The sequence below is a fragment of the Arthrobacter echini genome, assembly GCF_008107445.1.
Lineage (GTDB): Bacteria > Actinomycetota > Actinomycetes > Actinomycetales > Micrococcaceae > Arthrobacter_D > Arthrobacter_D echini_A.
In genome coordinates this window covers 1-26,877 of record NZ_VSLD01000013.1, presented here as the reverse complement: position 1 = coordinate 26,877, position 26,877 = coordinate 1, and the positions used below count along the sequence as shown (strand labels likewise).

29 protein-coding genes and 3 pseudogenes are annotated in these 26,877 nt (G+C 60.9%); 15 read left to right on the top strand and 17 right to left on the bottom strand.

The window, feature by feature from the left end; translation table 11 throughout:
• Window positions 1–546: 546 nt before the first annotated feature.
• The 4 genes from FQ377_RS14155 to FQ377_RS14140 all read right to left on the bottom strand — a co-directional run bounded on the left by FQ377_RS14155 (window position 547) and on the right by FQ377_RS14140 (window position 3,999).
• Window positions 547–1,206: a hypothetical protein gene (locus tag FQ377_RS14155; RefSeq protein ID WP_148601833.1), complete on the bottom strand. Its 660-nt coding sequence runs from the start codon at window positions 1,204–1,206 to the stop codon at window positions 547–549.
• The gene (locus FQ377_RS14150; RefSeq protein ID WP_148601832.1) at window positions 1,184–1,810 is read right to left on the bottom strand and encodes a DEAD/DEAH box helicase family protein; all 627 of its coding nucleotides are present in this window, start codon (window positions 1,808–1,810) and stop codon (window positions 1,184–1,186) included. The genes FQ377_RS14155 and FQ377_RS14150 overlap by 23 nt, the downstream gene beginning before the upstream one ends.
• A gap of 226 nt (window positions 1,811–2,036) precedes the next feature.
• Window positions 2,037–3,485: a hypothetical protein gene (locus FQ377_RS14145; protein WP_148601831.1), complete on the bottom strand. Its 1,449-nt coding sequence runs from the start codon at window positions 3,483–3,485 to the stop codon at window positions 2,037–2,039.
• A gap of 304 nt (window positions 3,486–3,789) precedes the next feature.
• On the bottom strand, window positions 3,790–3,999 hold the full coding sequence (locus tag FQ377_RS14140; RefSeq protein WP_148601830.1) for a hypothetical protein: 210 nt from the start codon (window positions 3,997–3,999) through the stop codon (window positions 3,790–3,792).
• A gap of 597 nt (window positions 4,000–4,596) precedes the next feature.
• Here FQ377_RS14140 and FQ377_RS14135 point away from each other — a divergent pair.
• From FQ377_RS14135 to FQ377_RS14125, 3 genes are all read left to right on the top strand, one after another.
• Window positions 4,597–5,160 (top strand): recombinase family protein, encoded by a 564-nt coding sequence (locus tag FQ377_RS14135; protein ID WP_148601829.1) that lies wholly within the window; start codon window positions 4,597–4,599, stop codon window positions 5,158–5,160.
• Window positions 5,161–5,434: 274 nt separating this feature from the next.
• Window positions 5,435–5,911, top strand: coding sequence for a GNAT family N-acetyltransferase (locus FQ377_RS14130; RefSeq protein ID WP_148601828.1), 477 nt, complete (start codon window positions 5,435–5,437; stop codon window positions 5,909–5,911).
• 79 nt (window positions 5,912–5,990) lie between these two features.
• Entirely contained in the window at window positions 5,991–6,263 is a 273-nt protein-coding gene (locus tag FQ377_RS14125; RefSeq protein WP_148601827.1) for a hypothetical protein, read from the top strand.
• An 83-nt stretch (window positions 6,264–6,346) separates the two neighbouring features.
• Here the strand turns inward: FQ377_RS14125 and FQ377_RS15325 are convergent, their stop codons facing one another.
• Entirely contained in the window at window positions 6,347–6,883 is a 537-nt protein-coding gene (locus FQ377_RS15325) for a putative immunity protein (RefSeq protein WP_395858494.1), read from the bottom strand.
• Window positions 6,884–7,180: 297 nt separating this feature from the next.
• Between FQ377_RS15325 and FQ377_RS14115 the strand changes: the two genes are divergently transcribed.
• Window positions 7,181–7,675 (top strand): hypothetical protein, encoded by a 495-nt coding sequence (locus tag FQ377_RS14115; RefSeq protein ID WP_148601826.1) that lies wholly within the window; start codon window positions 7,181–7,183, stop codon window positions 7,673–7,675.
• A 158-nt stretch (window positions 7,676–7,833) separates the two neighbouring features.
• Here the strand turns inward: FQ377_RS14115 and FQ377_RS14110 are convergent, their stop codons facing one another.
• Complete coding sequence (locus FQ377_RS14110; protein ID WP_262364480.1) at window positions 7,834–9,090, bottom strand: MFS transporter; 1,257 nt, start codon at window positions 9,088–9,090, stop codon at window positions 7,834–7,836.
• A gap of 288 nt (window positions 9,091–9,378) precedes the next feature.
• Here FQ377_RS14110 and FQ377_RS14105 point away from each other — a divergent pair, with 288 nt between their 5' ends.
• A complete protein-coding gene (locus tag FQ377_RS14105; RefSeq protein WP_148601825.1) occupies window positions 9,379–9,570 on the top strand; it encodes a hypothetical protein in 192 nt (63 codons plus the stop codon).
• A 229-nt stretch (window positions 9,571–9,799) separates the two neighbouring features.
• Here the strand turns inward: FQ377_RS14105 and FQ377_RS14100 are convergent, their stop codons facing one another.
• Window positions 9,800–10,330: a hypothetical protein gene (locus FQ377_RS14100; RefSeq protein ID WP_148601824.1), complete on the bottom strand. Its 531-nt coding sequence runs from the start codon at window positions 10,328–10,330 to the stop codon at window positions 9,800–9,802.
• 182 nt (window positions 10,331–10,512) lie between these two features.
• Between FQ377_RS14100 and FQ377_RS14095 the strand changes: the two are divergent.
• Window positions 10,513–11,145, top strand: a pseudogene (locus tag FQ377_RS14095) (alpha/beta fold hydrolase); the annotation flags it as partial.
• Between the two features lie 48 nt (window positions 11,146–11,193).
• Entirely contained in the window at window positions 11,194–11,694 is a 501-nt protein-coding gene (locus FQ377_RS14090; RefSeq protein WP_148601822.1) for a GNAT family N-acetyltransferase, read from the top strand.
• 31 nt (window positions 11,695–11,725) lie between these two features.
• Here FQ377_RS14090 and FQ377_RS14085 read toward each other — a convergent pair whose 3' ends face one another.
• Window positions 11,726–12,274: a GNAT family N-acetyltransferase gene (locus FQ377_RS14085; RefSeq protein ID WP_148601821.1), complete on the bottom strand. Its 549-nt coding sequence runs from the start codon at window positions 12,272–12,274 to the stop codon at window positions 11,726–11,728.
• A gap of 745 nt (window positions 12,275–13,019) precedes the next feature.
• On the opposite strand from FQ377_RS14085, the gene FQ377_RS14080 reads away from it, so the two are divergent.
• Window positions 13,020–13,676 carry a class I SAM-dependent methyltransferase gene (locus FQ377_RS14080; protein ID WP_262364479.1) on the top strand — a complete coding sequence of 219 codons (657 nt, stop codon included), beginning with the start codon at window positions 13,020–13,022 and terminating at the stop codon, window positions 13,674–13,676.
• 21 nt (window positions 13,677–13,697) lie between these two features.
• On the opposite strand, the gene FQ377_RS14075 is transcribed toward FQ377_RS14080, so the two are convergent.
• Complete coding sequence (locus FQ377_RS14075) at window positions 13,698–14,255, bottom strand: GNAT family N-acetyltransferase (protein WP_148601819.1); 558 nt, start codon at window positions 14,253–14,255, stop codon at window positions 13,698–13,700.
• 198 nt (window positions 14,256–14,453) lie between these two features.
• The gene (locus FQ377_RS14070) at window positions 14,454–15,374 is read right to left on the bottom strand and encodes an EamA family transporter (protein WP_148601818.1); all 921 of its coding nucleotides are present in this window, start codon (window positions 15,372–15,374) and stop codon (window positions 14,454–14,456) included.
• Window positions 15,375–15,419: 45 nt separating this feature from the next.
• On the opposite strand from FQ377_RS14070, the gene FQ377_RS14065 reads away from it, so the two are divergent.
• From FQ377_RS14065 to FQ377_RS14045, 6 genes are all read left to right on the top strand, one after another.
• Window positions 15,420–15,911 (top strand): MarR family winged helix-turn-helix transcriptional regulator, encoded by a 492-nt coding sequence (locus FQ377_RS14065; RefSeq protein ID WP_148601817.1) that lies wholly within the window; start codon window positions 15,420–15,422, stop codon window positions 15,909–15,911.
• A gap of 193 nt (window positions 15,912–16,104) precedes the next feature.
• Complete coding sequence (locus FQ377_RS14060) at window positions 16,105–16,668, top strand: recombinase family protein (protein ID WP_148601816.1); 564 nt, start codon at window positions 16,105–16,107, stop codon at window positions 16,666–16,668.
• Between the two features lie 150 nt (window positions 16,669–16,818).
• Window positions 16,819–17,145 carry a hypothetical protein gene (locus FQ377_RS14055; RefSeq protein ID WP_148601815.1) on the top strand — a complete coding sequence of 109 codons (327 nt, stop codon included), beginning with the start codon at window positions 16,819–16,821 and terminating at the stop codon, window positions 17,143–17,145.
• Window positions 17,146–17,240: 95 nt separating this feature from the next.
• Entirely contained in the window at window positions 17,241–17,876 is a 636-nt protein-coding gene (locus tag FQ377_RS14945) for a DUF5819 family protein (protein WP_187393391.1), read from the top strand.
• The gene (locus tag FQ377_RS14050; protein ID WP_187393390.1) at window positions 17,866–19,038 is read left to right on the top strand and encodes an HTTM domain-containing protein; all 1,173 of its coding nucleotides are present in this window, start codon (window positions 17,866–17,868) and stop codon (window positions 19,036–19,038) included. Before FQ377_RS14945 ends, FQ377_RS14050 begins: the two co-directional genes overlap by 11 nt.
• Complete coding sequence (locus FQ377_RS14045; RefSeq protein ID WP_148601813.1) at window positions 19,038–19,898, top strand: serine hydrolase domain-containing protein; 861 nt, start codon at window positions 19,038–19,040, stop codon at window positions 19,896–19,898. The genes FQ377_RS14050 and FQ377_RS14045 overlap by 1 nt, the downstream gene beginning before the upstream one ends.
• A 367-nt stretch (window positions 19,899–20,265) precedes the next feature.
• Here FQ377_RS14045 and FQ377_RS14035 read toward each other — a convergent pair.
• The 7 genes and pseudogenes from FQ377_RS14035 to FQ377_RS14005 form a co-directional block, all read right to left on the bottom strand.
• Window positions 20,266–20,712: pseudogene (locus tag FQ377_RS14035) on the bottom strand (integrase core domain-containing protein); the annotation flags it as partial.
• Between the two features lie 366 nt (window positions 20,713–21,078).
• Window positions 21,079–21,288, bottom strand: a complete 210-nt coding sequence (locus tag FQ377_RS14030) for a hypothetical protein (protein ID WP_148601811.1) — start codon at window positions 21,286–21,288, stop codon at window positions 21,079–21,081.
• Between the two features lie 9 nt (window positions 21,289–21,297).
• On the bottom strand, window positions 21,298–21,675 hold the full coding sequence (locus tag FQ377_RS14025; RefSeq protein WP_148601810.1) for a hypothetical protein: 378 nt from the start codon (window positions 21,673–21,675) through the stop codon (window positions 21,298–21,300).
• Window positions 21,676–21,684: 9 nt separating this feature from the next.
• Entirely contained in the window at window positions 21,685–22,044 is a 360-nt protein-coding gene (locus tag FQ377_RS14020) for a hypothetical protein (protein WP_148601809.1), read from the bottom strand.
• A 228-nt stretch (window positions 22,045–22,272) separates the two neighbouring features.
• On the bottom strand, window positions 22,273–23,091 hold the full coding sequence (istB, locus tag FQ377_RS14015; RefSeq protein ID WP_148601808.1) for an IS21-like element helper ATPase IstB: 819 nt from the start codon (window positions 23,089–23,091) through the stop codon (window positions 22,273–22,275).
• Window positions 23,088–24,803, bottom strand: coding sequence for an IS21 family transposase (gene istA, locus FQ377_RS14010; RefSeq protein ID WP_148601807.1), 1,716 nt, complete (start codon window positions 24,801–24,803; stop codon window positions 23,088–23,090). The genes istB and istA overlap by 4 nt, the downstream gene beginning before the upstream one ends.
• A gap of 133 nt (window positions 24,804–24,936) precedes the next feature.
• Window positions 24,937–25,661, bottom strand: a pseudogene (locus FQ377_RS14005) (transposase); the annotation flags it as partial.
• 287 nt (window positions 25,662–25,948) lie between these two features.
• Between FQ377_RS14005 and FQ377_RS14000 the strand changes: the two are divergent.
• On the top strand, window positions 25,949–26,536 hold the full coding sequence (locus FQ377_RS14000) for a hypothetical protein (RefSeq protein ID WP_148601806.1): 588 nt from the start codon (window positions 25,949–25,951) through the stop codon (window positions 26,534–26,536).
• The last annotated feature ends 341 nt before the right edge of the window (window positions 26,537–26,877 follow it).

The window sequence follows — 26,877 nt, the reverse complement described above, 5'->3', positions numbered from 1 at the left end:
GCCTCACCCTCGTCACCGATACCGACACCACCACCAGAACGGAGGCGACCACCGACACCACGCTCGAACTCAGCGCCTAACAATCAAAAGGATCACCAACCGATACACCACCACAAGGGACTTGACCGCGCACACCGCGCAACACCTCAGAATTACCGCCATTACTCGCTGCTTGAGTAGGTTCACTGGTACAACGCTGCACGACTCCCCGGTTACCTCGGCGATGTCTTGTCCACGGAGTTTTTCGAGCAGGCGTTCGATGCTGGCAGAACCGACCATAATCAGCTGGTAGGAGTCACAGAACGCGAGTCTCCATCGAGCCCAAAGCGGTTTAGTCGAGCGTCCTGGTGACGCAGGCTTCGTTGTAGACCTGAACGACGTCGGTGATCGGGTCGCTACTACGTCCAGGCGACGACGCCGTCCCGGGAGCGATCAACATGCCGCTCACAGCCGGTTCATATCGTGGGCTACTAGGAGATCGACCAACTGGTACCGCGTCGGCACTCTCTAAACCAGCAGGGCCTTCGCGTCCATTGGTCTAGCTTATTAGTGCTTCTGACGGGTGCCCGCACCTGTCTGATCGCGTAATTGTGTTAAGGCCCGTTCGGTTTGCTCAGTAAGACGGCCGAAAACCTCGGGCGCTACCCCGTTATTTACTAGCTTGCGATAAGTCTGGAGGTGGGCCACAAGTAGTACCTGCTCCTCCGGTATATCAGGTGGAAACTCAATCTCGAGCAATCTCTTAGGGTTCGATACCGGCTTAGTCACCGCCGCAAGGAAGGGCGAGATTTTTCCTTTGGTGGCCATCGTATTAGCGAAGACGTTGTAGAAATCGTCGCCTATTTTCAAGTTCTGCAAAGTCTTTCTGTGGGAGAATTCGTCGGTTAAATCTCCGGGAGTTTGGAGCCACAGCAGGTGGTTCTGTTTAGGATAGGCGGCGGATGCTGACCAGGACGAAGAGACAAAAATTTCTAAGGCTTCAGAATAGGAGTCAAGTGTTGTTTTAAAACTACTATCAGTGCTTTGATCGGACGTAGGTTTACCGAGCAATTGTGAAGTATTGGCGTTAAATGAGGGACTGCTTTCTTCTTCCACGGCGAGGTTTTGTATGCTAAGTGGTTTCGGCAGTCGGTAGAGAGAGCGCATAAAAAGACTATTGACTACATCAGCCCAAAATGTGTCCTTATTGATTAGCGGTGCTGCCACTACCTGCTCCTTCATCTTTCCGTCGCTTCAGAACATTTCCCCCAATAAGTAGGAGCAGGCTAAGGGCCGTAATTCCCGACATGAACGCCCCTACCTTGCCATCGAAGTAATAGGCGAATGTCCCACCAAGAACGATTAGAATTACGGTAACGACGATTTGAGCTCCCACCGTTTGCCTGTAGTGGGGGCGATCAGATTCAATGTCTATGAGTAGGTACGCCAGTCGTCCGAGACCGACCGCGAGGCCGCCCAGGCCGCCTGCAAGGAGCAGGTCAAACGTTTCCATGGTGTTCTCTCTACCATCGGCGGGATCGGCGGGACGTATCAGGAAAAGCATCTTGTTGAGCGTTTGGTTGTTCAGGGACAAATCATCTGTCACCCAGAGGAAGGTCGCATCGTCAATCGCTGCTGTCGTGGCGTCGCCGTCCAATGCTGCCTCGATGACGGCCGTTGCAATGACAGTCTTACCTGCACCGGTTGGTGCCGCCAGTACTACTGCTCCAAGATCGTTCGAATCCTCTTGGTACGCCCGATCCATGGAGGCGAGTGCCCTACCGACCACCAACTTGGCAGTGTCCTGGTAGTCGTAAAGGTCGTACTGCACGGGGAGCCTTTCACCTAGTCCTACGCACGAGACAACGTCGCCCAAGGGTAGGTGCGGTGCATCAGCCTGAGATCCGCGGTTGCTTGGTACTCACCCCAACCTGATTTAGCGGCTCCACTCGGCGCTATCTGATCACCGTACAAGTCCTGGGCGCGCTCTGCGCCATCAGGCCGGAACGGTATTAGGGCTCGGCGTAGCTGTCCGGCGGTACAGCCTCGACATTGCGCTATCTCAGCATCTTTCCACCGTGCCACTTGAGTGAGTAGCAAAGCTGAGGGTCCAATATATTGATGCAAGGCTTAACTGGGTCCTTAACAAACTCAAAAAACGGCTGGGGACGATTACCAGCAACATCGATTGATTCCTCATCGAAAACTGCATCGTCATCATCAAACGAATCTGAATTCCCGGCTGATGATTCTATTGGCTTCAAGCCATCGACTATTTTGTGTGCAATCACGTGAAGATTGTTTATCTTTGCCTCCAGATTCATTGCATTTACTTTCTGTTTATTGAATAAGTTGACCACCTTACCGTCGGAGGAAGTGATGTTTCTTATTTCGGGATAGACTCGCATTCCAATCGAAGTTTTTAGCTCGTCGAGCGAGACCGTGGGCTTAGCGCCTAGGTCTCTCAACACGAAGAGGATAAGTTCGTAGCCGTCATACTTTTTGGCCCCAATCCGATACGTCTTGCGTTCATGTCCGCGCTGTTTAGGACCATTGATAAGGATTTTGAGCCATTGCTCTGACTGAGGGTCCCTGACGGAACCGAAGAAGTCCTGCCACCATCGAGGTTCTTGAAGTTCGAAAGGTTGTGCGCCAGAAACAGTTTCAGTCACGCCGTTCTCCAGTTCGCAAAGATTTAGGCATAACTGTTGCATGATTTGAGGGCTGCCAAAACTGTTTTTCGACAGCTCTCGAACGATCGATTCCGACGCATCTACATTAAGTGCCTCAAATCCTTGGCGTGCGATTTTTCCAAGGTCCTCTAAGCTCCAAGTTGGAACCGATATTGGCGTATGCCTACCCCATGCATTGGTGTTGTCGAAGGCTGGATCTGTTTCCCGATTCGGTAAGGTTATGAGAATAATTGAAACACCAGCGCCAGCAACTGGACGAAGAGCTTTGATGAGTGATCTCCGCCTCTCGACATCAGTAACAAAGTGGAAGTCGTCGATTGCTATCGCTACAGTGATGCCCTTATCGATAAGAAGTTTGAAGGCTTTGATTACCTCAGTTTCAGCATCGAGCTGAATAGCATTGGTACTAGTGGTCTGTCTCATGTGTTCACCGCCGAATTGTGATCCACCCTCGCCTTTCGCCAAACCCAAATTCGCCGAGAACTTTGCGAAGAAACCCCATGTCGATTTGTCTCCGGAAACGGTTCCTGTTTCTTTTGAGACTGGAATTTCCAGGGCAGCCCCTAATTTTTGCCATAGGGCGTTATCACCCTCAAGGAAGGAGTTGCCGTTGACAAATATGGAAAAGTCAACTTTCCCCAGTGCTGTCTTTACCAAAGTCGTTTTACCCAGTTTCGTTGCCCCCAGTACAGAGACGTACCAGCCACCTTTCTTTATCTCCCAATCAATCTCTTGAGAGAGATGAGTGCGATTTACCCCTGTGATCGTGGGCCGTTTCGCCGGTGTGAAGACGTCTGTTGTGAGCTGGGTCATAGATAGATCCTAGATGCCTTCGTCAAGCAGCATGGAAGCTTGATTAGGTTCGGTTCGCTCTAGCAGCTTCATCCCGTAGGGCTATTGGGGGACCATCACTGCGCAGATCAACCCACAACCTCAAGCATCCATTCAAAGGGTCCCTTGATCGGACGAGCGAAGTGCTCGAGGGGCGAGGTGGTGCGCTCGGGCTTGAGGTGCCGCGACGAAGGCGTTTGGCAGCTACTCGAGGTCCAGCCCGGTGATGGGGTTGCTTGCGGTCGCATGGAGATCTACCCGTATGCGTGGCGAGCGAAAGTATCTGTCACCGAGCGAAGAGGGAGATGCCGAACCAGAAGAGGCCGATGACCATGTAGGAGAAGCCCATAGCTTTGATGGAACCGACGTCAGCGAACGTGAAGTGTTCCGGAGAGATTCCGCGACCCTCTTTGTAGAGGCGTGACCATGTCGTGGCGGCCCCGTTGACGTCCCGATAGACACAGAAACCGAGAAGAACGAGGGCGACGCCCGCCACGGCAAGAGCAATCCAAATAGTCCACGGCTCACCTGTAAGGGCGACTAGTAGAAAACCTAGGAGAAGCATCGCCGGAACCATCCAGGAGAGGGCTCGCGCAGGCTGCGGCATCTCCCGTCCTAACCTCTTGATGAGGCGAATCGTCTTGATGGATCCTCCGGAGGGCAAGGGGCAGCAGGAGCGTCGCAATCTTTTTGGTAAGTACTCGCGTCAATTCTAAGCGTGTTCCCCTCAAACTCGCGGTCGTCTTATTCGCCGCCCCTGCGGGAGTGTACGTATCGGGAAAGGCAAGCCACCGGCAGCAGTAGCGCCTTACACGAGTTGTTCGCGCCGCGCGTATACCAGGGGCTGAGCATGCGAGGTCGTGCGGGAGGTGAGCGTTGGTAGTTGATTGTCCTCGAAACGGCGACGGACTGTGTTGGACCCGGACGGCGGAGATCATCACGCTCGAAATCAGGAGTGGGGACTCCTTGCAGTTTATGAACGACCGTCCATAGGACACTTCCGTGGGAGGCTACCGAGAACGGCGTGTCGTGTTCTATGAGGCGTGTCCAAGAACTACGTGCTGTCAGGAACGTTTACGGTACATTTTGGAGTATGGCAGCTGTTGGTTATGCGCGGGTTTCGACGCGGGAGCAGAATCTGGACGGGCAGACCGACGCGCTGGAGGCTGCGGGGTGCGAGAAGGTCTTCATCGAGCACGCCTCGGGTGTGTTGGCGAAGCGGCCGGCCCTGGAGGATGCGTTGGAGTATCTGAGGTCTGGGGACACCCTGGTGGTGACGAAGTTGGATCGGTTGGGCAGGTCGGTGCGGAATCTGAAGGAAGTAGCAGACGGGCTCGAGCGGCGTGGTGTCGGGTTGAAGGCCCTGTCCCAAGGCATTGATACGACGACCCCGGGCGGGCGGTTGTTCTTCCACATGCTGGCGGCGATCGCGGAGTTCGAACACGACCTCATCGTGGAGCGCACGAAGGACGGCCTGGCTGCGGCGAGGGCACGCGGTCGGACGGGTGGGGGCCGAATCAAGATGAGCCCGACGAAAGCCCGGCAGGCGCGAGCGATGTATGACCAGAAGACATACACGGTGCAGCAGATCGCCGAGACGTTCGGGGTCTCCCGGGGCACGATCTACCGGCACCTCGGTGACGACGCCAGGGCCTGAACGCAATAAAGAGATGAAGAAGGAGAGCTCATGCCGAGGCCGGTTGATAGACGCTGGCATCAGAGGCAGAGGTCCGCATCGGTCTCAAGGACGGCCCGGATGAGCGGATGAGTCGTTATGGGTTGATGCTGATCCGGCCAGCTACCCGTTCTGCGTCCTTGTAGTCCGAAGGGATCAGGATGTCCGCTGTCCGTTGATGAAGCTTTCAGTGGGACTGAGGCTTGCTGGTTGTTGTCCTCGGTAGGCTCGAAGAAGGCGCAGGTAAGGGGACAGCATGACGGACGGTGTTCAAATTAGGCTGTGTGCCGATAGTGACCTGGTGGCGTTAGAGGCGACTGAGCCGCCGGGGGCGGGTATCGCCCGTAGTGTCCTGCAGCATCAAGGTGCTGGCATCGTTGTTTATGCAGCAGCCTGGCGCCAGGATCAGCCGCTCGGGACCGTCGTGCTGGATCTCAATGCCAGTTGCGCTCCGGAGCTGAAGCACCTGTTCGTGCAGGAGACCGTTCGAGGTACCGGTATAGGAACGTCCCTGTGTATCTGGACGGAGGCTTACGCCGTGCAGGCGGGGTTCGCCGCGCTCTACCTCAGTGTCGGCACCGATAACGATGGTGCGCGCCGACTCTATGAGCGGTTGGGATTCGCGCCTACGGGACGAACGACAACGACGAGCTACGAGTACATCGACGACGACGGACGAAAGCAGTGGGCAACGGAGAACGACGAAACTTTCGTGAAGGTACTCCCGGGCTGAGCTCCTTCGCGCCGTGCCACGGTCCTCAGCGATTGAGGATCCCGCACCGTGCATTCAACGGCTCGTGCTTCGATGAACCATGACGGCTTCGAGAAAGATGGTGTACGCGGTTCTGGGGCTCTTGCTGACCGTGGTCGGAGGGGTGGGTAGTTTCGTGGCCTTCATCCAGCCTTGGCGCAGCTGCCCTGACATCGATGACAGCTCCGCGGGGTGCCCCGCTACGTCAAGCGACCTGGCCCTGCTGGTGCTGGCGCTCTTCATCCTTCTCGTGGGAGTGGTTCTTCTGGTGAAGTCGCTGAAACCAGAGCGGTTGTCATCTGACGCGGCCGCGCATTTCAGGAAGCTCGGCTGAGGTCGACACCGGTAGCTGTCCCGTTCGCCAACCGGCTTACGGCCAGGGTGAAGGACAGGGTGAGAGCTGCTTCTCCGCGGAGGTCAGGCCTCGAAGACGGACCAGCAAATGCTATTCCTACGCCTTTGGTCCTCCAAGACAAGGGCGCGGAGGTGGTCGGGGATCTGCTGACGTTGCCAGTCGCGCTCAGCACGTGCGGCTTCCCTTTCCTGATCGGGGGATACTGCAACTGCTGCTGCCTTGATGGCGTACGCGGCCGCGCCTAGATCGTGTTCGGGAACGTGGGCGACGCAGGCCGCTTGGCCGGCTGCGTAGGCCGCGAATCGTGGAGCACCACGCAGGGGACGCGCAGCGCCCATCGCGTGTCCTCCGATCGCTCGGGTCGCCATCATCTTCGCTTCACCCCGTGCCCAGGCTCGTGCGGCCTCGATCGCCGCTCGAGGGCGATCATCCTCGCGGTTTGTTTCCTCGAACAGCCCTAGAACATGTTCGGCGCAAGTAGCTGCCCATAAGGCCAGGAGCTGATGATCAGCCTCGGTCAGGTGCCCACCACGCCGAACGGACACGAGACGAGGATCGCGAACAGCAGGAAGGATCACAAGACTGTCTTTTACCCTCATCCCCTCCGGGCGGCAACACAGCCTTGCTGGTGCGCGGTAAGGGATCCTTTGCTGAGATGGTAGTGACCTAGCGCCCCGGCCAGTACATCGGTGGGCCGGTGATCACCTCGTTCATCTGCCGGGCTCGGGGAACGAGGCCGCCCCGTTGAGACACGGCCCATTACGACCGACCCGGGGCGCCCCAGGGCACTGCGGACCTAGGCTGGCCCGATGGGGACACTTGAAGATCGCGGAACGGAACAGTGTTGGTACCCGGGGGCCAGCCCTCCTCCACCGTCATCGCGGTGGGGCATCGTCATGGCGTGCATTGCGGGCTATATCCTGGCCTGCGCAGCCCTCCTGGTGCTCGGGGCCGTGGTGTACCCGTCATTGCTGGACTACTTGCCCTGGACGCTCGTCCCGCTGCTCGGCATGCCGGTTGGCGCGTACTTCCGGTGGCGCCGAGAACTGTCGAACGCCGCCGAGGGTCTCTACCCGGTGTATGTGCGCCCCGTGCGGGACGATGGTCGCCGGTGGGGCCGCTGGCGTTACTACCAGGCGCTGTCGATGCCGGGGGTGATCCTCGGTCGACGATGGACCGTGCAAGAGGATCGGAAGCTTACTGTCACCGGCATCGATACTCCTCGGCCCGTGTCTTGGGTGACGGCCCTCCTGATCACCGAGGGGCCGGCAGCCATCATGCGCGTGCAGACGACTGGCGGCTCCCTCGAGCTTCGGGCCCGGCCCGAGTACCTGTATGCCTTGGCAGCCGGAGCCACTTTTGCCAGTGCCACCGGCCTGCCGCCCCAGTAGAAGCGGCCCACGAAGACCCCTGCATCTTCGTTTCGAAAGTTGGTCGGGGGTCATAAGTACGACCGTTCTTGCGAAGGATCCTTTGACCGGACGGTCGAGGTAGCCGGGTGGCAAGGCGGCGCGCTCCGGTTGTAAAGGATCTTGGACGCCGGCGGCATTCAGTGACTGTTCGGGTCGCCTGTTCGCTCTCGAGGATGCGCGTCGTTGGAGGCGACCTGTTGGAGGGGTTTGTCTGCCACACCGAGTCTGCGGATGGCCCAGGGACCAAGGGCGGTGCCGGAGAGGATGATGGCCCCTGCAATCAAGCAGGTGAGTTGCCAGGACGCGGCCTCGTAGAGGACCCCGGCTAGTGCCGCTCCGGTGGCGGAGCCGATCAGGGTCGCGGCGGTGTAGATTCCCATCGCCGCGCCGACCTGGTGCGGGTGCTTCTCGGTGATGACGGCCTGTTCGATGGGGATCACCACAGCCCAAGCCACCCCGCAGAGGACCCATAGGGCGGCGATGACCACGGGTCCTGAGGCGTAGGCCAGGGAGAGGGCGAAAGCGCCGCTGCACACGGATCCGGCGACCATCCCAGCACGCCGGCCGATGCGGACGACGACCCGGTGCAGGATCGGGGGAAGGACTCCCAAGGCGATCGCCCCGGGGAGGAAGACGTAGGCGATCTCGATGACGCCCAGGCCCAGCGCACGCTGAAGGTGCAGGAGCAGCAGGATCCCGATCATGGTCTCGGCCAGGGCGGTCACTACGGTCGCCGCGAGCATCGGGCGCAGCGACACGATCAGGATCCGCGAGGCCTGGGGTGCGAACAGTGCCGGGCGCTCCTGAGCGCTGGACCCACCCGGTGTCGTGCCGGCTCGTGGTGGGCTGAGGAACAGGATCAGGGCCGCTACCAAGCATGTCGCGGCGGCCGCGAGGAAGACCATCGGGAACGAATCGAACCGGCCCAGCAGCAGCAGGCCGGCGACGAAGGCGACCCACACTCCGGTCTCCTGGACGGACATCAGCCGGGCGAAGACGCCAGGTTCTCCGGGTAGGTGCTCCCCGACCATGGCGCGCACGGAGACCCACAAGAGTGCACCGCCGAGACCGCCCAGGGCGGCTGCCGTATACGCGACGGGCATGGACCCGGCCAGCGCGTACCCGCAGCACGACACCCCGTACAGCAGGGCCCCGAGGCCGGCGATGAGTTCGCGCCTCCGGGAGTCGGCAAGGCGCCCTGCGATCGGGCGGGCGATCACAGAGACGATCAGCTCCAGGGCCACCAGGTAGCCGATCTGTGCGGGATCGGCGCCGAGCGCGATGCCGGCCCAGAGCGGGATCAGGAAATCCAGCAGCTCAGCCGGCCCGTTCGTCAATCCTGCTGCTATCAGTGCTGATCCACGACGGGTACGCCCGCCGATCATGTCCCCCATGCGCCCGATCCTATCCGCACAGAAGCCTGGGATAGCCGAGCGAGGGCTTTCAAGAGCGTTGCTCCGGGACCGTCTGCGTCGAAGGGTCGAGGCATGACACCGAAGATCCAGGACGATGCCACCAACGCAGTGCCGCCCTACGAGTGGACGGACTCCACACCGTCTATCGGACAGTCCCTTTAGATCTGGTGCAACGTAATGGTGGTTGTGCGGCTCGCCCGGGGTTGGCTTGTGGTCCGGGTTGCGGTCCCGATGTTGGGTCTAAGGGGTGGTGAGTAGGATCGGTGGATGACTAGCGCTGAGAACGTGCCGCTGATGTATCCGGAGTTCAATGATCAGGGCGATCGGAATCCGGTTCGTCTTCCACTGACAGATGCGTCAGAGCAGTGGGAGGTCAACACTGCTCAGGCAGTGGAGTCCATGGAGCCGGAGGAGCCCTGGAGTATGGGTGCGCCCACGTTTGAGCCGGACCAGAAGTAGCTGCTCCGTTCGTAGGAAAACCCGTTCATCGCTGTGCCACCTGTCGCTGGTAGTTTCACCGGATGGGCCTGCCCAGACTTTGGTTGTCCCCTGTCCTGTGAGGATTCTTTTTCACTGGAAGGATGTCTTCGGCGGCTATCAGGGCGAACCAGTGGGACATGGAATCGGAGCACTCGTCATCATCGCCTCCCGCGTCTAAGCCGAATGCTCAATACCCACTCGATGCGGACTAGTAGCCACGCTTCTCGATGAATAGCTTGTCGTGAAGGAGAGTGAGATCGCGGTGACTTAGCCCGAGCTGCAACACGGGGGCGAGGTTGACATGGGCATACAAGTCAATAGACGTCTCCTTCACTTCCCACGACGCCGATCGGTTGCCTTGGCCGTGATCTGTTTCGTCAGTCGCCTTCCCGTACGCGTCCGTGAGCCTTTCCCGGATGGTTTCGAACGCAGGTCCCGCAAGGACTCGCGAATGTTGCGTACCCGGATAGAAGAAGAACCCGAGGTCGTATAGCTTCCCTGCCAGCGATGCACACGAGCCGTCCTCCATCGATACCTCAGGCATTAACAGGGCACCGTGGGCAGATTCAGGTAGGTCATCCTTGTGCTCGAACAAGGGTCCTGGCGTGCACCCAATGCTGGCGAAGTAGGCGTCGAACTTGTTCGGATCCTCTGGCCACGGTGTGCTCACCACGGTGTCAATCAGCCGCACAATCACGCCGGGATCCGGATTGAGTAGTACGGTCGACGTCACGTTCATGCCTGTACTGTATGCCTCCCGTGAGACCAGACCCTCGGATCACCTGCTCGAAGCGGATTCCTCACGGGACGTCTATCGCGTACCGGATGAAGCAGCAGCTCACTCACGGGTGGAGCACGCGTCCGCCCGGCTCTGTGAGCCACTCCAGTCGCTAAAAGCGGCCCGGACATCGACGTAAGGTCGTTCTCATCGATCAGCGTGGCCACGGACGCAGCACTCGTGTCCCTGCTGATACATCACGCCGGGCGTTCGTTGCTGACGTCGTTCATGTCATCGACGCTGCAGACCTCGGTGTCGCTGACCTGGTTGGTCACTCGATGGGGGCACATACGGCGATGCTCGTCGCAGCAGCACATCCAGGTCTGGTGGGCAGGCTCGTCCTGCTGGAGTGCGACGCCGGCGGCGGAACCACTGAGGAAGCGAAGGCTGTCGGTGATTACTTCCGGTCATGGGCTGTCCCGTATGCCACGAGGGAGTTGGCTCACCGCGATCTTGGTGACAGTGCGCTTTGCCGTGCCTGGGGTGCGGATCTCGAAGAACGGGCCGACGGTTTCTATCCACGGTTCGATGCGGAGGTGATGGCCCGCACCCTCTCCGGTGTCATGGTGCCATGCTGGGCGGAATGGGAAAGTGTTACTGCTCCGACGCTGGTGGTCTACGCCGAGCACGGAATGTTTACCGTCGAGCAGAAGGGTCGGTTTGTTGAGCGCGGTCGGAACGTCTCACGTGTCGACCTCGCCGATGCTTCGCATGATGCGCATCTCGACGCGTTCGACCCATGGATCGACGTGCTCACAAGGTTCATCGTCCGCTGAGGGATCCGCTGACGGGCGGCAGTGAGCGGTGTCGAATAGGGTCGTCGGATGCTGCCACCACCGACGGGTCGACTGCAATTCCGTGAAATGGCTGATACCGACCTCGACAACATCACCGCGTTGCTTGGAGACGTCGAGGTCATGCGCTTCTACCCTGCGCCGAAGTCGCGGGAGGAAGCAGCACGGTGGATTCAGTGGAATCAGGAGAACTACGCCGAGCACGGGTATGGCCTGTGGATCCTCGAGGCGCACGACGGGGAGTTCATAGGCGACTGCGGCCTGACGTGGCAGCAGGTGAACGGCGTGCAGAAGCTCGAGGTCGGCTATCACGTGCGCGCGGACCTGCACGGCCACGGATTCGCGACGGAAGCAGCCATAGCTTGTCGCGACTACGCCCGAGAGCATCTCGACGCAGCCGAACTCGTAGCGATCATTCACCCGGATAATCGGGCCTCTGAACGAGTCGCTGAGAAGCTCGGGATGCAGCGCGTCGCAGACGATCAAGGCGGTGCCATTCCTGTGCGCCGAGTCCTCAGCCTGCGACTTTGACTCTATGCCGAACTGTCGGCAGGTAGGTGGGTCAGCGTGTCGGTGTTGGAGGCTCTGGTGTGCTTGTTTCTGGGAGCTCCCACAGCGACTCGCCGTCGACGGTGATAGTGGTGGGCACGTACCCGAGCCGCTGAGCGACATGGGCAGAGGCATGGTGATCAGGGTGGATCAAGGCCCTGATGCTGATGACGCCCTGTGCGCGTAGCCAGGCCAGCATGGCTCCGGCCGCTTCGGTGGCGATGCCTCGGTGTTGCGCGGACGCAGTGACAAGCCACGCGGTGTCTGCGACCAGGGCGCCGCCCTCCACGGTAAGAGTTGCTTGTACGTAGCCGACTGCGGTCCGCGTCGATCGTGAGTAGATGATCCAGTTCAGCCATTTGGCGTCGCCCTCAGGAGAGTGCCCGATGGTTTGTCTTCGATACCGGGAATCGAGGAGATCCTCGGTCGGTGGTTCGCCACCGGTGAAGATGTACAGCTCGGGTGATGAAAGCACCGCGGCCATCTCGGCAGCATGCCGAACTTCCAGCGGCTCGAGGTTCAGCCGGACAGTGTGAAGCGGGGTCGCACGAAGCCAAGGCATAGGACCCATGGTTCCATCGGGTGCACTGCCTACGGCGACCGATTCTACGGGGCGCCCACCGCGTACCCGAAGGAAGCAGCAGCTCACCCACAGGTGGGACGGCTTTGAGCTCCACCCTTCGGGCTCCACCCGCCCACAGATGGATGACCGACACGGTGGCTACCGCCGGGCTCGATTCACTGCCCCTATTACCACCAATAGTTCTGTTAGTCCCATGAGGGCTAGTCCATGGTGTGCGCGACCACGTCGGTGAGGAGGCTGTGCCCATCCACCGTCTGCTCGAGGTGATTTTTCTCCGTATCGGTGAGGTAGGTGGATGTGTGCAGGCGGGCCCTTTGGTCCCTGCTGTCCATCTGGGTGCGGGACAAGCAGCGGAGCGAGGGGAGCTTGTGCTGTGCCCCTGTGGGCAGGAGGCACGCTAGTAGATGGTCGCACCTATAGGGGTTGATCGTTGAATCGCACAACGCTTCTGGTCCGGTTCTTTGGTCACGATGCCACGCCCGGTAGCGCAGCGGGAGGCGGTCGTTTCGGGTCCGGTCTCGCTTGAGTTGGGAAAGGGTCGAGGGCCACTTACGAAGGCCGCTGGCTGCTTGCTGCAGCGTGATGTTGAGCTCGTGAGGCAGCGGGCGCTGTCCGTGCGGGGTGGAGTACCGTTTGTGTGATGCCTGACGCTATCTTTGGTCACCCGCGGGTCGCCCGCGTGTATGACCCTCTTGATCCGGACCGTAGTGATCTGGACACGTACATGGATCTTGTCGATGAGTTCGAGGCGACAGCGGTCCTGGACGTGGGTTGCGGCACGGGGACCTTCGGATCTCGTTTGGCGATGGAGCGCGGCCTGCGCGTGCTCGGTGTCGATCCTGCTGGAGCGTCCGTCGCTGTCGCCCGGACCAAGGCCGGTGCGGACCAGGTGATGTGGCTCGTGGGAATCGCGGTGGATGTGGCGGCTGACGCCTCGAACCTCGGGCAGTACGACCTTGCCACGATGACTGCCAACGTCGCGCAGGTCTTCGTCGACGACGATGGATGGCTCGCCAACCTGCGAGCAATCCGCACCTGTCTGCGCCCAGGGGGCCACCTGGCGTTCGAGAGTCGCGTGCCCTCCGACCGGGCCTGGGAGCGGTGGACCAAGGAACTGACCCATCAGGTCGTCGACGTCGAGGGCGAGGGGCCGGTGGAGGACTGGGTGCAGGTCACACGAGTTGATGGGGAGCTAGTCACGTTCGAATCCCCGACGATCTTTCTAGCTGATGGTGAGCGCATCGATTCCACCTCCACGTTGCGTTTCCGCACCCGGGAGGCGCTTGAGCGCTCACTGCTCACGGCCGGTTTTAGCGGCACCGAGGTCCGGGACTTGCCGTATGCCCCCGGTCGGGGCTGGCTGGTCATCGCGCGCGCGTGAGCGCTAAGCGTTATCCCTGATTCAGTCGCGCACGCTGGAGTACAGCAGCATGTTGCGGCGCTGGCCGGAAATCTTCTGGTGGGATCTGAGTAGGCCCTCTCGGAGATACCCGGCCCGCTCCGCTGTTCTGATGGACGCTGTGTTCCATGGCTCGATATAGAGCTCGAGGCGATGCAGCTCGGGGATCGTCCAAGCGAAAGATGCGACAGCTCGCAGTGCAGCGGAGGCAAGATGCCGGCCTCTGAAGGACGGGGCGATGCCGTAGTCGATTTGCGCGCGTCCGGCGTGTAGCTCGCGTACCCACAGACCAGTGAACCCCGCACATCGTCCATCGGTGTTGTCGACGACGGCGAAGGCGAACCCTGTGCCGGCTGTGTGCCGGGTCTGTTGTCGTTGTAGCCACTGCTGCGCCTGGTCGGGTGTTGCGTTCAGGGGCAGAGTCCCCGTCGTGGGGACGTAGGGATCCCGGGAAAGCTCCACGGCCATGGTTGCGTCCTCAAGTCGGAATGCTCGTAGCGTCACGTTCTCGAAGGACGGGGCGAGGGAAGGCCACAGGTCAGCGATCTCAGGGAGGTCCATCACCTAACCCTGTCAGTAGTCGAGCAGGAACAGTCGCCCAGGCCATGCAGATGATCCTGAGCATTCGCACGAACAACCGCGAGAACCGACAGCTTTGCCACACTCGGGTGATGTTTCGTCAAGGTGGCGGAGTTCTTGACTGGTGATTGGCGGGGCCAGGAGTCGCTATAGCGTGTGGTTCGTCCCGCTCAGGATCGCTCACCGTGGGTTTTGTGCTTCCGGATTGGTGCGGTGGGCGGCAGGAGATGGGCCCGGCGCCATGCTCTGTGGTGGTCGAATCGTGCTCAGGACGAGGGTGCCGAGGATGATGACCGCCCCGATGAGCTGACCGGAGGTCAGGGTCTGGTCTAGGAGTGCCCAGCCCGCGAGTGTTGCCACGAGTGGGCTGAGGAGACCCAGGATCGCTGTTGTTGATGCTGGTAGTAGGTGTATGCCGCGGAACCAGAGGGTGTACGCCACGGCGGTGCCGATGATACCGAGGTAGAGGTATCCTGCGATGTTCGGCAGGGTCAGGGCCTGCGGTGGTGGGCCCTCGACGAGGAAAGCGATGGGAGCGAGGAAGAGTCCGCCGGCGACGAGTTGCCAGGACGTGGTAGCCAGCAAGGTGTCGGGTCTGCCCCACTTCTTGGTCAGTACGACACCGCTTGCCATGGCCACCGCACCGCTGAGGGCGGCGATGACCCCAATGAGATCGAGCCGGGCTTGGGCTTGGAGGACGAGCATGGACACACCGATCAGGCCGGTAACCCCTGCAGCGAGCTTCGCCGGCGTCAGTTTCTCGCCGATCCAGCCGGCGGCAAGAACAGCGACCAGGAGCGGCTGCACAGCCCCGATCGTGGCTGCGACACCACCGGGCAGCCGGTATGCGGCGATGAAGAGCAGCGCGAAGAACACCCCGATGTTCAGCACCCCGAGAACACCGGTCCGCCACCACCAACTCCCCGTCGGTAGCCGGCGGACCAGGATGACCAGCAGCACACCTGCCGGGAGGGACCGTAGGGCTGCGGCTAGCAGTGGCCGGTCAGGTGGGAGGAGCTCGGAGGTGACGAGGTACGTCGTTCCCCACACGCAGGGAGCGACGGCGGTGAGGAGCAGGACCATCCATCGTTTGCTAAGCACTACGCAAATATATCTTCGTGCTTAGCTTTTGGCTAGGGTGGTGCTATGACGAACCCGACTGATCAGGATCATGTTGCGGTGGTGTTGGAGCAGTGGGGGCGTGAACGCCCCGACGTGGATGTGAGTCCGATGGCCGTGATCGGCCGGCTCTCGCGCGTCGCGCGGAGGATCGAGGTGCGCCTCGGTGAGAACTTCGCGGTTCAGGGAGTTGATGCGGCGACCTTCGACGTCCTGGCGACTCTTCGCCGCTCCGGGGCCCCCTACGCTCTGAGCCCGAAGGACTTGGTCGAGACGTCGATGGTGACCTCGAGTGCGATCGCTCAACGCCTGAACAAGCTCGAGGCCGAGGGGCTCATCGAACGAACCTCGAACCAGCGCGACGGCCGCGGAAAGCTGGTCCACCTCACCGACGCAGGCCGCACCATCGTCGACAGTGTTCTTCCGGTTCATGTGGCTGTAGAACACGAGTTCCTTCAAGTCCTCAGCCCAGAGCAGCAGAACACTCTCGCGGAACTCCTCGCAGTCCTCGATCACTGAACTCGTCCACCACTGAGTAAACGTCCCGCCCAGGGATCCTTTGACCAGACGACCAAGCGGGTTTGATGGCGGTCCGCTCGGTCTCAGCATCTGCGGGAAAGTTCGAGCTGCGATCTTGTCCCAACAATGTGTCTCACGTGAAGTATTCTCATCAAGGATAAATTGGGCCTTTGATGAGCATAAGGAGCGCCGGATGGGAAGTATCGGGTACGCGAGGGTCAGCACGATGGAGCAGAATGCGGATTTGCAGCGTGCGGCACTGTCCGCAGCTGGTTGCAATCGTATTTTCACTGATCACGGTGTAAGCGGGACGATGGCGAGTCGGCCGGAGCTCGACAAGCTCCTCGATCACCTGCGAAGTGGTGACGAGGTCGTGGTCTGGAAGCTGGACCGGCTGGGACGCAACACCCGCAATCTGTTGGCGCTCATCGATGACCTCGAGCGCAGGGGAGTGCACTTCCGGAGCGTGACCGAGGGCATCAGCACGACTGGACCGATGGGCCGGGCCATGCTCACCGTCATGTCGGCGTTCGCTCAGCTCGAGCGTGACCAGCTCGCCGAGCGGACCAGAGCAGGTATGGCTGCGGCTGCTGAGCATGGCCGAAAGGCCGGCCGACGGGAAGTCACCACCGACCACGCAAAGGTGAAGCGCGCTCGAGAACTCAAGGCCCAGGGGCTAGCGCCAACCGACATTGGGAAGATCATCGGAGCTAGCCGGGCGACGGTGTACCGGTACCTCAGCATGAGCGCTTTATAGGCGTATTTCGCCACATGCAGCCACTACCTCGAAATGTAAACCAACTGTTGACAGATTGGTGCGGGTTCGTGTGACATGACTACGTAAGCCTGGTGGCGTAGGTCACCGGGGGTCTCTGTGCCGCTGGCACATCTGTTTATTGGGGGAATCATGAAGAAATTGCGTTTGGGTGTCATCGCTGTTGTTGCCGTTGGTGCGCTTGCCGCCGGCCCTGCGGCAGCGAATGCTGTAACGCACTCGAGCCCGGACTCCGCGGTGTACGCGGCTGCTGCGTCGGAGGGGACCTCGGCTGCCGCTGAAGCGTCACCTAATGCGCCGGCAGCGGCGATCAACGTCGGCCGGGCACTCTACGCGGGCTTCAAAGCTGGAACGAGCCCACGCGAGGTCGGTCGGGTACTTGGTTGGGGTTCATTCCTGGCCAGCTCACCGGTCGAGGATCCGAAGTCGTTCAACCAGGACCAGGCATTCGACCGATAGTCGACCGCTAGTTCTGGATGTACAACGGCCTTTCGGGCTGGAAGGTCCTCGTGCTGCGGGGGCTTTCCGGCCCGATTGATTAGGGAATCCCTTCCATGAAGAATTACCTCCGATATGTGCTGGCCGCCCTGGCATTGACAGGGGTGTGCGTTTACGCCTGCCTGACCCTGATCGTGACGGGTCCGGCGAACCCGATTAAGGTTGCGGCGGCCCCTACCATTACTTCTCTCTATAGCCCGTACTTCCTGCAGAACTGGCAGCTGTTTGCGCCCGATCCCCTGGCGCAGGAGCGGGGCATCCTGGCGCAGATGAGGTGTGCCGATGGGGCAGAGACCGAGTTCCAGGACCTCACGACCCAGTTGGTCACTGAGTTGCAGAGCACCCGGCTGTTTTCCAGTAGGGAACACCGCATCATCACGAACGCGATCGCTCGACGCTTCGAGACGGACGAGGTCGTGCAGAAGCTCATTGATAAGGACACCGCGATCGAGCAGCGCGAATCCGTGGATCAGTATGCGGAGGAATTGAACGACCGTAATGTCCGCGCATCTGAGACGCTCCTAGCAGAGTATGCGACCCGGAAGCTGGATACGTCGGCATGTGAAGGGGTGTTCGACGCCGTTCGAGTCCGCTACGTCTTCCACGACTATCCCGGGTGGTCGGAGCGCCAGGACTGGACCACGCAAGGCGAGATCACGACGATCGATTCGGAGTGGGTCAATGCGGACTGACAGCGTGCAGCGTCTCAGCGCCCCGATGCTGCAGCCCCTCAACTGGGTGCTTGAGGGTTATCACGCGGTCGCTGCGGTGGGCTTCATCCGCGCCGTCTACGGGCTGACGACGCTGGGCCTTATGCTGACGAGTTGGCCGGACCGTCACCTGTTCTTCGGACCGAGAGGGCTTCTGTCCTCGACCGAGCTGAAGGACCAGTGGACCAACGAGGACGCCTGGAGTGTCCTTAACCTGGCGTCCACACCACTGGTCTTCGATGTCTTCTATCTCGTGTTCATGGCCGTGGCGCTACTGACGATGCTCGGTCTCGGCGGACGACCCGTCCTGCTACTTCATTACACCGGCACGTGGAGTTTGTTCTCGCAGAACTCGTTGCTCGGCGACGGCGGCGACAACCTCATGTACATCTGCGGGATCTTCCTGCTGCTCACACGCTGCTTCGACCGCTTCACCGTCCTGCCAGCTAAAAACAGCCGGCGCACCTCTGTCCTGTCCCGCTGGATCCCCGGATGGGCAAGCATCCTCGCCCACAACACCGGCGTACTCCTGATCGCGGTACAGATCTGCATCGTCTACTTCATCGCGGGATCCTTTAAAATGCAGGGTGAGATGTGGACCAGCGGCACCGCCCTGTACTACGTCCTGCGTAACCCCGAGTATCACCTCCCCGGCATGGAGCTCCTCTTCTACTTCGCGTTTCCAAGCGTCATAGCCACCTACATCACCGTCATCTCCCAGGTGTTCTTCCCCGTCCTGGTCCTCTTCCAGCGCACACGGGTCGCAGCCGTGATCCTGATGATGGTCTTCCACCTCGGAATTGCGGTGATGATGGGACTGACGTCCTTCGGGCTGATCATGCTCGCCTGCGACACCATTTTCGTCAGCCACCACCTCGCCACACTCATCGACAAAATCACCGGCCGCTCACACGCGCGGACAGCGACAGACCCGCACACATCACCCAGTCCTGAAGTAACCGCCAACGCACACCCGCTGAAAACCACCATCACACCCACGCCTGAGCCCATTACTAACCGCATCGCTGCCTCCCAAGAGTCCGTGGGCACGTCAGTCCATGAGTCGACCGATCAGCCGCTGGGCGGCCCCACTGAGCCCAAAGCGTTTCCTCCCGTCGGTGACAACCGAAAGGCGCCCGCCTAATGACCACTCCCCGAGCAGTTGCGTCGCTCAAACAGTTCGCGCTACATCGCACACACGGCGAGACCACACGCGATGTCAATCCACAGAACTGCGCAGAAATGCCCTTCGAGTGGGCGTCGATCACCAAGACGTTGACCGCGGCGATTACCTACCAGCTGCACTTCGACGGGCATCTTGACCTCGATCAGCCGATCTCGAAGACCGGCGGCCCCTACACAGAAGCACCCGCGTGGATCACGCCGCGGTCCCTAGTCGACCACCGGTCGGGCTTGCCGCGCATGCCTGAAGGAATGACAGCCAAGGATGACCCCTACAGGGGTATGACCCGCGACCGGTTTCGGGAACTTCTACCTGCCCTGTGGGGCGGCGTTGTCGAACCCGTTGGCCATGACCCGGACTATTCCAATCTCGGGTACGCCGTCCTCACCGATGTCCTAGAGCAGCACACAGATCACACGTGGCAGCAGCTGGCGACCACTCACCTGTCATTGCTGGGCATCACCCAGGACGTCTATACGGATGTACCGGACGGCGGCCTGGTGCGGAAGACACTGCTCGGTCGTACCCGGGAACCCTGGTCCCTTGGTGATGGCCCCTTCATCGGTGCCGGCGGCCTCTGGGGAACCCTCGATGCCCTCATCACCTACGGGCAGGCCTCCCGAGATTGGTCTAAGACATTTCCCGCAAGTACCAACCCACCGGGCTGGGCGTCCAGCGAAGACTACTGGTGGCACACCGGGGGCTCACGCGACGGCTCCGCGATCGTCCTCTTCAACGACGTCGTCGTCGTCGCGGCCAGCACCATCGGCTTCGGTCCCTTCGAAGCAGAGAAAGTCGCCCGCAAGGAACTTTTGCGGTGAGCACTTCCCACACCACCGTGGTCACTACCACCGAGACAATCGTCCCATTTAAGGAGCACCCTATGACACGCGCGCGCACTTTCTGGTTCCTCATCGCAACACTGTGTGTCGCCGTCGCCGTTAGTGTCTTCGCTGGACGCACATTTCTTAGCAGTATGGTCAGCGGCGACGCTTACCGTGTGCTGATCATCGTGGCGTACCTTTCCCTCGCAGGCGCCGCGGGCAGCCTCACCAAAGCGTTCACCCTGACGCGCACTCGTTCAGCATCTAACCCCAAAGAACCCCTTGATGGAACGACTTCGCCGCACCCTGACGCCGCTTCTACCCATTAGCCATAGTGGTTGGGTCCCCGTTAGCAGTCCAGTGGCTATGCGATAGCTAGTTGGTTGTCTGCGGTCCAGCGTTTCCAGTACGTCGAGGGTGTCATTCCGTCGAGGGAACCGTGGGGCCTTTCATGATTGTAGATGTCCTTCCATTCCGCGGCCAGGTATCGGGCTTCGGCCAGGGTGTCCATGATCTCTACAGCAAGTTGTTCCCTCCTGAATTGGGCGTTGAAGGATTCCGCGAACCCGTTCTGCCACGGGGATCCCGGGTCGATGAACGCGGTCTCCACGCCCGCGGTGTTGCACCAGGCGGTCAGCGCTGTGGCCGTAAATTCGGGTCCGTTATCGGATCGGACATGGGTCGGGACGATCCCGGTCTCGGCGATGATGTCCTCAAGCACGGCGACGACATCCGCGGCGGTGAACGACCGGCGCGGGATGATCGCCAACGCGGTACGCGTGTATTCATCGATCACGTTGAAGATGAGTATGTCAACCTGATTTGGCCCCGGCATGACGGCTTGAACTGGCCCCACGCAGATCTGTCCAGAGACGCTGCAACTTGCGGAGTCAGTGGTATCTGCGGAGGGCGAGTGCGGGGATCGAGAGGAGTTGGGCACCGACGGCGAATTCTTCTGCCTTGGCAACGCATGGAGCCACCAGGACTGATCGGCAAGCACTCCAGGTACTGGAGACCTTGCCTGAAGCCTCCTGCACGGGCAGAGGGTTGACGCCTGCTACGTCAGCGTCGCTCGATGTACGACAGCTCTGTCCGTTGTCACCAAGACCTGATTCCGGCGGGGCATGAAGGATGGCCCCGCGCCGTCCGCGCGGGGCCATCAGATCATTGCTGGTGCTCAGCTAGTCGCTGAAGAATGCTTCTGCGGACGCATCAGGATAGTCCCGATGGCGAATATTGCAGTCACGCCGCCAAGAATCATGGTCAGCATTGCTTGACTCGATTCGTGTGGACCGAATATTGCAGGGAGCGTCAGGATAAGAGCGGCCCCCGACACGACCAGTCCGATGAACAGGGCTAGGAATGTGCGGTTCGGTTTCCAACTCATGAGGACTCCTTAGAAGCAGGTTGCGACAGCTGTGATGGACGCACCACCGACGGTAGCGAAGCCGGCAATGCAGGCGATGCAGAAGGGAACACCGACACCGACTGCTGCAGCGGCGCAAGCGCCAGCACAGCCGTACGCGATGATGCCGCCAACCACACCGCTGACGCCGAGAACCGTCGCGATGCAGGCGCCGGTGTTCTTCTCGGCGAGCGGAGCCGGAACAGCATCCTCGGCCATGCCGCCGCTCTTGGCCTGCGAGGCGACAAGATCAGCCTTCAATTCCGCGTCTGTCATGTAGACGAGGTCGGTGTCCTGATTGCTTGTCATGACCCCATCGACGTACGTCTTGACGTTGAAGAAGCCGTCGGCGTTTTCGCTGACCAGCATTTCGCTGGACTACAACCGATTGCCGTCGCTGTCGAAGACCATGGAGACGTTGCTCGTGAAGCTGTAGGAACCGTCGATGGGGATGGTCACCGTGGTGAACTCACCCTGGTCGGTTGGAACCGTATTCACCTTCGTTTCGGCCTCGACCACCGTGTTCAGCGGTGCTTGCAGTGGCACCGCGCCACTGGCAAGGGCAGTCATTGCGGCTTCGGTCTTTGACGCCGCCTTTTCGCCGCTGACGGCGATCATGGTCAGGGGCTCCGCAGGTGGGGCAACCGATGCTGCATTGGCAACGCCGGACGTGCTGATCAGTAACATCAACCCCATCAACGGAGTTAGTAGAGCGGGTACTTTTCGTGTCATAAACATGACAGTCACATCCTTCTCGAGTGATCGATGGGCGGTACCGTACGATCACGACGCTACGAAGCCAATCAACTAACTGCAACCCTAGAAAGCGCCTTTTCCGGTGTAATTTCACTGACTGTTGACCAGGGCAACTCAGCCTACTGGTGTCCTCCCTCGGAACGAGGCAGATTCCTCTCCCCCCGCACTGGCTCCGTAATTTCTCTCTGCGGTGCCGGGTCGACGTTCTGGCTAGCCCACCGCTTGGTGGGCGAGGGTGTGGGCGAGTCGGTAGGAGTCGGTGCCGGTCTCGATGATGGTGCCGTTAAACGTGAGTCGGTCGACGATCGCGGCGCAGAGCCGCGGGTCGGTGAAGGTCTTGGTCCACCCGGAGAACGACTCGTTGGACGCGATCGCGATCGAGTTCTTCTCCTCGCGTTCGGTGAGGACCTGGAACAGGAGTTCTGCGCCGCGGCGGTCGAGTTCCATATAGCCGAGCTCGTCGATCATGAGCAGGTCGACCCGCCCGTACCGTGCGATGGTCTTCGCGAGTATCTTCTCGTCAGCGGCTTCCACGAGTTCATTCACAAGCCGGGTGGCCAGCGTGTACTTGACCCGGTAGCCGTTCTCGGCGGCCGCCGTACCGAGGCCGATGAGGAGGTGGGATTTCCCGGTCCCGGAGTCCCCTATCAGACACAGAGGCTGCCCTTTGCGGATCCAGTCCCCGGTCGCCAACGTGTGGATCGTCGCGGAGTTGATGTTGGGGTTCGCGTCGAAGTCGAAGTCCCCGAGCCACTTATCCCGCGGGAAGTTCGCTGCTTTGACCCGCCGGCTTGAGGAGCGGCGGTCCCTGTCGTCGCACTCAGCGAGCAACAGCTCGGCCAGAAACCCCTGATAAGACAGCTGCTCCTTCCCCGCGACGGTCAGGGCTTCGTCGAGGACCGCACGGATCGTGGGGAGGCGTAGCCTGCGGCAGGCCTGGTCGACGGCCGCGACGGCGGCCTGCTCGGTCAGACCACGCCGCCGGCGCAACGTTGGGGTCACCGTGGTGGTGGAAGTCGTGGGGCTCATGAGATGTTCTCCTTCGATGCGGTGTCTGAGACATTGCTGGACGTTCGTTTGGCGAGCAGCTCGTCATAGGAGCTGACGGACGGGATCGGCCGACTGTCAGGTGGAAGCCCCGCGATGACAGCGGCAGGGTCCATCAGACGGCGTTGAGTGAGACTGACAACCCGTTGCACGTCGCTCTCGACGTGAGCACCACGATGGGCACCAGAATGACGGTCTGAAGTGGACCCACCCACGGCCGTCAACTCACGATCCTCGATGAGGGCTCCGGCAGCGTGTCGGCGTGCTTCGACCGCGACGACGTCGGCGCTGACCGCGCCTACCGTGAGGGCCGCGCTGATCCCGGCCTGGATGTCGTCGGCGTGCATGAACCGGTGCAGGAGAAGGACGTCGATGAGTTCCCGGGTCCCGTCCGCATCGCCGTTGACCCGTCGGGACGCCGCCCAGAACGCTTCATGAGCGTTCGTGAACGAACCACCCTCTCTCGCCCTCGCCAGGGCGGTGGAACCGGGCAGGGCCCCGGGTTTGGCTTTGAGGACCTCGAGGTAGTGATCGAGTTGCACTGACTGCCCGAGCTTGACGGTGATCCGCTGATGCCTGGCCACGGTGGTGCGCCGGTCGAAGACCACGATTTCCGACGCCCGCAGCGAGACCCGGACCTTCCTGCCGATGAATCGGGTTGGCACGGAGTACTTCACCATGCGGACAGTGATCATCGAGGATCGGTCCACCCGAGGCGTCAGCACCAGCCCGGAATCGAACGTCTCCGTCGGCAACGCTGCCAGGAGCGGCTGCTCCGTGTCGAAGTCCTGGCCAACGGTGCGGATCCTGTCGTTGATCCGCCGATTGTCGTCCTCTGCCTCCCAGACCCGGATCCGGTCATTGAGCTCATCCAGGGACGCGACCACCGGCATCGGGGAGAGCCTGTTGCGGCGGAACCGGCCCACCTCGCCCTCCACCCCGCCCTTCTCGTGGGCGCCGGTGACACCAGGCTGGCAGTAGAACGCGTCGAAGCCGTAGTGGGAGCGGAACAGTACCCACCGGTCATTCTCGACCCGCTGCCTGCCCTGCCCGAATACCACCGCGGTGACAGCGGCAGTGAGGTTGTCGTATCTGATGTGTCTGGTCGGAACACCGCCCAGAGCAGTGAAGGCGTCGATGTGTCCCTCGAGGAACGCTTCCTGCGCCTGCGTCGGATACACCCGGTGGACGGCCTTCCCAGAGTGGGAGAGCCGGTAGACGAACATGTGACATTTTGTCTTCACCCCGTTGAGGACGACCCACACCTCGCCGAAGTCCACCTCGGCTTCCGCGCTTGGTGCGTGCTCCTGCGGGACGAACACCTCGACCCTGCGACCGGCCTCCACGTCAATCTCCGCACGACGAACCCGAACGTAATCCCGCACCGTCGAATACGACAGATCCTCAGCCCCGTGCTCCTCGATCAACCGGGCAAGAATCCTCCGGGCGGTATGACGCTGTTTCCGCGGCGCCGTCGTATCCTCGACGAGCATCGCGTCGACCGCCGGCTTGAACGTCTGCAGCTTTGCTGCCAGTCGAACCGGTGTTTTTCGCTCCGGAGGATCTGCTGACTCCAACGCTGCCCGTACCGTTCGGCGATGCACCCCATGTCGAACTGCCAGCGCACGAACTGAAAGACCCTCAACTCGGGCGTCCCTCCGGATTGCTGCAAATACCTCCACGCGTGCTCTCATCCTTGCCCTCCACCACTGGAAACAAACTGATGATTCCAACGCTGGGGTGGGGCCAACTCAAACCGTCACAAGAAGCCCCGCGAGTCGCTAGGTGGGGCCAGCTCAAGCCGTCACACCGGGGCCACTTCAACCTGTCACAACCATTGAAGAACCGGATATGCCTGCCGCAGGAGGTCACATCGGACTGGAAGTCGAAGCTGACCACATGCATCGGGTACTCGGCCCGCAACCGTTTCTGCTCCCCGGCACCGGGCCCGGTCCGGCGTTTCTTCCTCGCCTTGGGCTTGCAGGTCAGCCCCTCGAGGCGCCAGAGCCGACGGATCCGCTTCCCGTTGAGCGCCACCCCGTCCCAGCGAGGCTGGGCCAGCAGGTGCCAGCGGGCTTTCCGCCACCCCCACGCCGGATGCTCCACCGGGACCGCCCGCAAATCCGTGCGCAGCTCGGCTTCCTCGAAGCTAGTCTCCGGGCGGCCCTTGCGCAGTACTGACCGGTTCTGGCCCAGCACCCTGCAGGCGAACCTTTCGGACGCCCCGAACTTCTCCTGCGCCATGCGAACCGCACGGCGTCGAGGTTCGGGGCTCAGAATTTTCCCTTCGCCACCTCGCTCAGAATGTCATTAGCGAGGACCTGATCGGCCAGCAACTTCTTCAGCCGGGCGTTCTCTTTTTCCAGCTCCCTGGTCCGCTTCGAGGTCTCGGCGTTCTTTTCGAAACCGTACTGGTTCACCCACCGGTACCATGTTGCTTCGGTGACCTGGAGTTCCTTGATGACCTCGATCATCGGGCGTCCGTCGTTGAGCATTTTCTGGCCCTGCCGGACCTTCGCGATGACCTGATCAGGGGTATGTCTACGTGCCATGATTCGTGAATCTCCTCCTGCACCCATTATCGGATGCGAAACTCACACAAGCACTGGACTCCTACCCGGGGCCCCAACCAATAGGCTCACCCTCGACAGCGGACCGGCGGCACGTCGTGTCAGCCGGAACCTCTGTTCCTGTAACGTTCAGACCGATCGCGAAGGACTTGCTCCATCAGACCCCACCTCGAGGGCATCCCAGCAGAGAAGCCCTCTACTCCTACTGACCGGTAGCGTGTCATCGGGCGCGTTCCCGCGCCGGGAAGCGGACCCAGCCGGAGAACTCATTGACCAAAGCCACCCCTGACCCGTCCGGGCTGGATGACGTCATCGCCGCAGATCACCAGCTGAACCTTGCACGCATGGAACTGCAGCAAGCAGTCGATAGAGCACGCGCGCAGGACCTGACCTGGGCCCAGATAGGAGAAGCGCTCGGCTTCACCCGTCAGGCAGCCTTCAAACGATTTGGGAATCCTCGTGACCCGCGCACCGGTCAGCCCACGACACCGGCACCGGAAACGACCGCCGTCGAAAAGAAGACGGAGGAGGTCTTCTCACTCATCGATGCAGGTGACTACGAAACTCTCGCATCCATGATGGCGAAGGGAATTGCTGAGGTGTTGACGCGCGACGCAGTTCTGAATACGTGGGCCCATGTTGTGGCCGACACCGGCAATCTCATCGCGTGTCGAAACACCAGCGTCGAACTTCCTGACGGGTCCGCCGTCATCGACAATGAACGCGTCCGAGGTTCGCTCATCGGACGCACTTTTCTCGAATGCGAAGCAGGACAGTGGGCAGCACAAGTCGTCTTCGACCCGGACAGCAACATCACCGGCATCCTCATCACAGCACCAGGAATCACACGACAATAGAACATTGTGTGCGCGACCACATGAATGAGGAGGCTGCGCACATCCACCGTCCGCTCAAGGTGAGCTCTCCCCGTGACTGTGAGGCAGGTGGGTGTGTGCAGGTGGACCCTTGGTTCCTGCTGTCCAGGTGTGTGCGGGACAAGCAGCGAAGCGTAGAGGGCTTGTGCCGCGCACATGTGGGCAAGAGGCGAGGTTCTTCAACGACCACATTATTGGCCCTTCGCAGTTGAGCGTGGGTAGGGCGGTCGGGGACTAACGCGGCAGGGGTTCGCTGGTGCTGGTGCGGCGTGGTGTGGTGGGAATGAGGTCAGGGCCTCTTTGAATGGGTAGCGACCAAGCAA